This window comes from Microbacterium umsixpiens, from assembly GCF_053543675.1.
Genome location: NZ_JBLVOH010000028.1, coordinates 39644 through 46658 on the forward strand (window position 1 = coordinate 39644; position 7015 = coordinate 46658).

Annotated in this window: 5 protein-coding genes; 2 read left to right on the forward strand and 3 right to left on the reverse strand. The window is 69.2% G+C overall.

Translation table 11 applies throughout. From position 1 onward, the window contains the following. Both yicI and ACNPM4_RS03055 read left to right on the forward strand, forming a co-directional pair. On the forward strand, positions 1–1871 hold a 1871-nt coding region (yicI, locus tag ACNPM4_RS03050), incomplete at its 5' end, for an alpha-xylosidase (protein ID WP_448984655.1). Then, on the forward strand, positions 1868–3307 hold the full coding sequence (locus ACNPM4_RS03055) for a GH1 family beta-glucosidase (protein ID WP_448984656.1): 1440 nt from the start codon (positions 1868–1870) through the stop codon (positions 3305–3307). The genes yicI and ACNPM4_RS03055, both read left to right, overlap by 4 nt. Before the next feature lie 41 nt (positions 3308–3348). On the opposite strand, the gene ACNPM4_RS03060 is transcribed toward ACNPM4_RS03055, so the two are convergent. From ACNPM4_RS03060 to ACNPM4_RS03070, 3 genes are all read right to left on the reverse strand, one after another. After that, the gene (locus ACNPM4_RS03060; protein ID WP_448984657.1) at positions 3349–4164 is read right to left on the reverse strand and encodes a hypothetical protein; all 816 of its coding nucleotides are present in this window, start codon (positions 4162–4164) and stop codon (positions 3349–3351) included. A gap of 121 nt (positions 4165–4285) precedes the next feature. Next, positions 4286–6100, reverse strand: coding sequence for an ABC transporter ATP-binding protein (locus tag ACNPM4_RS03065; RefSeq protein WP_029262304.1), 1815 nt, complete (start codon positions 6098–6100; stop codon positions 4286–4288). Further along, positions 6097–7015: ATP-binding cassette domain-containing protein (locus tag ACNPM4_RS03070; RefSeq protein ID WP_448984658.1), on the reverse strand; the 919-nt coding region annotated here is incomplete at its 5' end. The genes ACNPM4_RS03070 and ACNPM4_RS03065, both read right to left, overlap by 4 nt.

The window sequence follows — 7015 nt, forward strand, 5'->3', positions numbered from 1 at the left end:
GGGACCTCTCGTTCGAGGTCGACGGACGCCGGGTGACCGGCAGCGGCCACAAGGCGCAGGGCTACGTGCGGCTGGCGGACGATGCGCAGGTCGATCGCGGGATCGTCGGCAACGGACGGCAGGGCGGCGCAGCTCCCCGCGCATCCGCCTACGTCCACGAGCAGCTCGACCTCGGCGTCGGAGAGCACGTCTACGGACTCGGCGAGCGCTTCGGACCGCTGGTCAAGAACGGCCAGACCGTGGAGATCTGGAACGCGGACGGCGGCACCTCCAGCGAGCAGGCCTACAAGAACGTCCCGTTCCACCTCTCGGACCGCGGCTACGGCGTGCTCGTGAACGACCCGGGCCACGTCTCCTACGAGATCGGCTCGGAATCCGTGGAGCGCGTGCAGTTCTCGGTGTCCGGCGAGGTGCTCGAGTACTTCGTGATCGCGGGTCCGACTCCGAAGGACGTGCTCGGTCGCTACACGGCTCTCACCGGTCGCCCGCCCGTCGTCCCCGCCTGGTCCTACGGGCTGTGGCTGTCGACCAGCTTCACGACCGACTACGACGAGCAGACCGTGAACTCCTTCATCGACGAGATGTCCGCGCGCGAGCTGCCGGTGTCGGTCTTCCACTTCGACTGCTTCTGGATGCGCGAGTTCCAGTGGTGCGACTTCGAGTGGGATCCGCGGGTCTTCCCCGACCCCGAGGGGATGCTCGGACGCCTGCACGACAAGGATCTGCGGGTCTGCGTGTGGATCAACCCCTACATCGCCCAGCGCTCCCCCCTGTTCCGGGAAGCCGCCGATCAGGGATTCCTGGTGAAGCGCGCCGACGGCTCGGTGTGGCAGTGGGACCTCTGGCAGGCCGGTATGGGACTCGTCGACTTCACGAACCCCGACGCCACCGCCTGGTACCAGTCGAAGCTGCGGGGCCTCGTCGCGCAGGGCGTCGACTGCTTCAAGACCGACTTCGGCGAGCGCATCCCCACGGATGTGGTGTGGGCCGACGGCGCAGACCCCGAGCGCATGCATAACCTCTACACCGACCTGTACAACCGCGCGGTGTTCGACGTGCTCACCGAGACGCGCGGCGAGGGCGACGCGGTGCTGTTCGCCCGGTCGGCGACCGCCGGCGGCCAGACCATGCCGGTGCACTGGGGCGGCGACTCCACCTCGACCTACACGTCGATGGCCGAGACGCTACGCGGAGGCCTGTCGCTCGCACTCTCGGGCTTCGCCTTCTGGAGCCACGACATCGGCGGATTCGAGGGCATGCCGGATGCCGGTGTCTTCAAGCGCTGGACGGCCTTCGGGCTGCTGGGGTCGCACTCGCGCTTCCACGGCTCGAGCTCGTACCGGGTGCCGTGGGCGTTCGACGAGGAGGCCGTCGAAGTCACGCGACAGTTCACGCACCTCAAGATGCGCCTCATGCCGTACCTGTACCAGCAGGGGCTGGATGCCGCGGCGACGGGGGTGCCGCTGATGCGGCCGATGATGCTGGAGTTCCCCGACGATCCGGCGACCGCCTACCTCGACCGGCAGTACATGCTGGGGTCCGACCTGCTCGTCGCCCCGGTGTTCACCGAAGACGGAGAGGTCGACTTCTACCTCCCCGCCGGCGAGTGGACCTCGCTACTGACGGGTGAGACCGTCACGGGCGGCGGCTGGCGGCGCGAGAAGCACGGATTCGACTCGCTGCCGCTGTACGTGCGGCCGGGCACGGCGCTCCCCTGGGGTGCTCGGGTCGATCGCCCCGACTACGACTACCATGACGGACTGCGGCTCCGGGTCTTCCCCGGCGGCGCCGGCAGCACCACGGTCACCGTGACGGACCCCGATGGCCGCGCCGAGGACTACACCGTCGACCTCGAGGAGATCACCGCATGACCACCCTGCTCACGCCCCGCGACGACTACCGCGGCTCCGGCCTGGTGTTCCCCGAGGGGTTCACGTTCGGGTCGGCCACCGCCTCCTACCAGATCGAGGGAGCCGCCGCCGAGGACGGGCGCACCCCCTCGATCTGGGACACCTTCAGCAAGACACCGGGGCGGGTATGGAACGGCGACACCGGCGACGTCGCGTGCGACCACTACCATCGCGTGGACGAGGACCTCGATCTGATGTCCGACCTGGGGCTCGAGGCCTACCGGTTCTCGATCGCCTGGCCGCGCATCGTCCCCACCGCATCGGGCGCGGTGAACCAAGCTGGGATCGACTTCTACTCGCGCCTGGTCGACAGGCTGCTCGAACGCGGAATCCGGCCGGTGGCGACGCTCTACCACTGGGACCTCCCGCAGTACCTCGAGGATGCCGGCGGCTGGACATCGCGGGCGACGACGGACGCCTTCGAGCGCTATGCCGAGATCATGGGTGCGGCCCTGGGCGACCGCGTGCACACCTGGACGACACTGAACGAGCCGTGGTGCTCGGCCTACCTCGGCTACGGCCAGGGCGGCCACGCACCCGGACGGCACGAACCGGAATCGGCACTGTCTGCCGTGCACCACCTGAACCTCGCCCATGGTCGCGCGGTGCAAGCGCTGCGATCCACCTCGACGGGCGACCCCGACTACTCGGTCACCCTGAACTTCCACGTGCTCCGCGGGCACGGCGACGGGGCTGCCGAGGCGATGCGCCGCATCGACGCCCTCGCCAACCGCGCGTTCACCGGCCCGATGCTGCGCGGCGAATACCCGGCCGATCTCCTCGAGGACACCGCGTCGGTCACCGACTGGAGTTTCGTGCAGGACGGGGACCTCGCCACGATCGCCCAGCCGATCGACGTGCTCGGCGTGAACTACTACTCGACCGCGACCGTGCGCCTCTGGGACGGTGTCTCGCCGAAGCAGCAGAACGACGGCCACAAGGGTGCCGCGGGCGGAACGGCCTGGCCCGGCAGCGACCAGCTGGTCGAGTTCGTGGAGCAGCCCGGCCCCTACACCGCCATGGGCTGGAACATCGCTCCGGAGGGACTGGAGGAGCTGCTGGTGTCGCTCTCCGAGCAGTTCCCCGAGCAGGCGCTCATGGTCACCGAGAACGGCGCCGCGTTCGACGACGAGGTCACCGAGGACGGCGCGGTGCACGACGTCGAGCGCGCCGACTACCTGCGCCGGCACTTCACCGCCGCACACCGGGCGATCGAGCGCGGTGTGGACCTGCGCGGGTATTTCGTGTGGTCGCTGCTCGACAACTTCGAGTGGGGATACGGCTACGCCAAGCGGTTCGGCATCGTGCGGGTCGACTTCGACGACCTCGCACGCACCGTGAAGGACTCCGGCCTCTGGTACCGGGAGCTCATCCGCACCCGCACCGTGGAGGGCTGACCGCCTGACGTGCTTCGCCGGGCGGCCGTCAGGGACGGTCGTCAGGGACGGTCGTCCGGCTTGCCGGGCTTCTTCCGGTTGGTCCAGGCGGCGATGGCCGATGCCGCCGCACCGGCAGCACGGTCGATCGCCTCGGCGGAACGGCTGAGCATGTCCTGGGCCGCGTCCTGCCAAGCCGCGTTCGGCGGGGCCTCGCCGGCCTGGACCCTCGCCGCGTGCTCGGCGGCCTCGAAGGCGCGCTCGAGCTCGGCGACCGCGTCTCGGTAGGCCGCGAAGTCGGCGGGGGTGGTCTTGCCGGAGACCGCGCGCCGCATCTCGGCCGCGTGTCCGGCTGCCCGCAGGTACGCCGCCGTGGCGGGGAGCTTGACATCGGTCATCGCGGGATAGGCGATCTGGAGCGCGGGGTCGGTCTCGTACCGCATCCACCGGACCGTCAGGGCGTCGTGCGTGGCATGCAGCCGTTCCACGGGGCCGGGCTCGGAGGACGCCGGTATCGCCGCGCGTGCGGCGTTCAGACGCACCTGCCGGGCGCGCACGTCGGCCGAGGCCGCCTTGGCGTCGCGCTCCCGTTCCTTGAGCATGCGCCGCGCTCCGGCCACCTGTTCCGCTGTCGCGCGTTGCGCTGCGCGCTCCGCGGTCACGCGAGCCAGATCGGCACGGGCGATCTTCAGGGCGATGCGTCGCTCGGACGCGATCCGCTGCGCCGTCCTGAGGTCGTGGCGCGCCGCATCGACCTCGAGCCGACGCCCGCTCATCGTGCTGCTCCGGCGACGCAGACCGATCGCACCGGCCGTTCCCGCAGCGACGGCGGTCGGCGCGATCCACCACCACTCGGCGGCGAGCAGCAAGGGGTCCATGATTCGATGCTACCCAGGCGCGGCGACGGACGGATCCCCCGTGCCGCACTCCCGAAGCCGATCCCCACCCCTGCGAGCACGGGGAGGTGCCGCGCCCGCAGAGGTGAGGTGATCGGCATCATCAGACCAGTGTCTCCTGCCAGGCCGCGTGCAGCTGGGCGAACTTGCCCGTACCGCCGATGAGCGCGGCCGGAGTGTCGTCCTCGATGATCTGCCCGTGCTCCATCACCAGCACCCGGTCCGCGATCGCGACCGTCGACAGGCGGTGGGCGATGATGATCGCGGTGCGGTCCTTGAGCAGGGTCTGCAGCGCATCCTGGATCAACCGCTCCGACGGGATGTCGAGCGATGCCGTGGCCTCGTCGAGGATCAGCACCGCGGGGTCCGCGAGGAACGCCCTGGCGAACGAGATGAGCTGACGCTGACCGGCCGAGACCCGTCCACCGCGCTTGTTCACGTCGGTGCCGTAGCCGTCGGGCAGCGACGAGATGAACTCGTCCGCTCCCACCGCACGCGCTGCGGCCCTGATCTCGTCGAGCGACGCATCCGGCTTGCCGAGGGCGATGTTGTCGGCGACGGTGCCACTGAACAGGTAGGCCTCCTGCGTGACCATGACGATCGCGCGGCGGAGGTCCTTCGGGTGCAGCGAGCGGAGGTCGACGTCGTCGAGAGTGACCCGCCCCTGGGAGGGGTCGTAGAACCGCGAGATGAGCTTGGCCAGCGTGGACTTGCCCGCACCGGTCGTGCCCACCAGGGCGATCGTCTCACCGGCGGGGATGTCGAGCGAGAAGTTCGGGAGGATCGTCTTCTCGCCGTTGTAGCCGAAGGTCACCTCGTCGAACCGGATGTGGCCGCGGGATTCCCACAGGTCGACCGGCTTCTCGGGATCCGGAACGGTCGGCACCTCTTCGAGCACGCCCGACACCTTCTCCAGCGCGGCCGTGGCCGACTGGTAGGAGTTCAGGAACATCGCGATCTCCTGCATCGGAGCGAAGAAGTTGCGCACGTAGAGGACCGCCGACAGCAGCACACCCACGGTGAGCGCGCCCTCGGACACGCGGATGCCGCCCCACAGCACGACGATGCCGAGCACCAGCGCGGCGACGCCCATGAGACCGGGCTCGAACGTGCCGAACAGCAGCATCGAGCGGCGGTTCACATCGCGGTACTCTCCCGCGATCTCCTGGAATGCCTTGTCGTTGCGCGGCTCCTTGCGGAACGCCTTGACGGCGCGGATACCCGTCATCGTCTCGACGAACTGCACGATCACCTTCGCGCTGATCACACGCGACTCGCGATAGACCAGCTGCGAACGCGAGTAGAACCACTTCATCAGGAAGAACAGCGGCACACCGCCGATCGCTAGGATCAGGCCGGACTGCCAGTCCCAGAAGCACAGGGCGATGAAGGTGAAGAGTCCGAAGAGCACGCCCGAGACGAGCTCGTTCAGACCTCCGTCGAGGAGCTCCTTGATGGAATCGAGGTCACTCGTCTGGCGCGAGATGATGCGACCCGACGTGTACGACTCGTGGAACTCCAGGCTCAGGCGCTGGGTGTGCAGGAAGATCCGCTTGCGCAGATCGAGCAGCACGGCCTGCGTCAGCTTGGCGGCGATGATGACGTACCAGGCGATCATCACGGCGGCCAGGATGCCGGCGGCCAAGTAGATGCCGCCGATCATGAAGGTCGGCATCCAGTCGGCCTGGTCGATGGCTGCAGGCAGCGCACGGTCGAGGCCGATGCTGATCAGGATGGGACCGGCGACCTGCAGAGCGGTCGAGATGATCAGTACCGCGGCGGCCAGCACGATCTGCGGCTTCAGCGGGCGCACCAGCGATCCGAGCAGCCGGAGAGACCGACGACGGATCTCCCTGCTCTCCTCGCGGGTGTACTCGGAACGATCCTCGTCCTGGGTTCCGGTGATGGCGGAGCTCATCGCTGCACCTCCTTCTCGGTGATCGGGTCTTCGTCGGCGGCCTCGGCTCTGCGGCCCTCACGGACCTCGTCTTCGACCTCGAGCTGTTCGTCGCGGATGATCGGGATCGCCCCGGTCCGCGCCGCCTCCTCGGCCTCCAGGCTGGAGATCACGTGGCGGTAGTGCCGGCTCGTCTTCAGCAGCTCGGAGTGGGTGCCCACCGCGGTCACGCGGCCGGCTTCGAGCAGCGCGACGCGGTCGGCGAGCGCGACGGTCGAGGGACGGTGCGCCACGATCAGAGCCGTCGTCTCGGCGAGAACATGCCGCAGTGCCTCTTCGACGAGCGCCTCGGTGTCGACGTCGAGCGCCGAGAGCGGGTCGTCGAGCACGAGCACCTTCGGCGCCGCCGCCACCGCGCGGGCGAGGGCGAGCCGCTGACGCTGCCCACCGGAGAGGCTGAGCCCCTCCTCGCCGATCACGGTCTCGACGCCGTCGGGCAGCGAGTCCACGAACGACGCCTGCGCGACGTCGAGCGCTTCCCGGAGCACGCGCTCCCCCTCTTCGCTGTGCACGTCGAGGTCGGCACGGCCGAGCAACACGTTCTCGCGCACGGTCGCCGAGAACAGCGTCGCGTCTTCGAACGCCATCGCGATGTGCTGACGCAGTTCGGACAGCGGAAGATCGCGCACGTCGACGCCGTCGAGCGTGACCTTGCCGCCCGTCACGTCATACAGGCGGGTGGGCAGCGTCGTGAGCGTGGTCTTGCCGCTGCCGGTGAGACCGACCAGCGCCATGGTCTCGCCGGGGCGGAGGACCAGATCGATGCCGTCGAGCAGATCGCGCTCGTTCGCACCGGCGTCCTGATACCGGAAGTGGGCGTTCACGAACGCGAGCTCGCCGCGCGGGTTCTCGATGTGCACGGGGTTCTCCGGGTCC

Coding starts and splice junctions, on each gene's coding strand:
- ACNPM4_RS03055 (WP_448984656.1), top strand. CDS start 1,868: ATGACCACCCTGCTCACGCCCCGCGACGACTACCGCGGCTCCGGCCTG.
- ACNPM4_RS03060 (WP_448984657.1), bottom strand. CDS start 4,164: ATGGACCCCTTGCTGCTCGCCGCCGAGTGGTGGTGGATCGCGCCGACC.
- ACNPM4_RS03065 (WP_029262304.1), bottom strand. CDS start 6,100: ATGAGCTCCGCCATCACCGGAACCCAGGACGAGGATCGTTCCGAGTAC.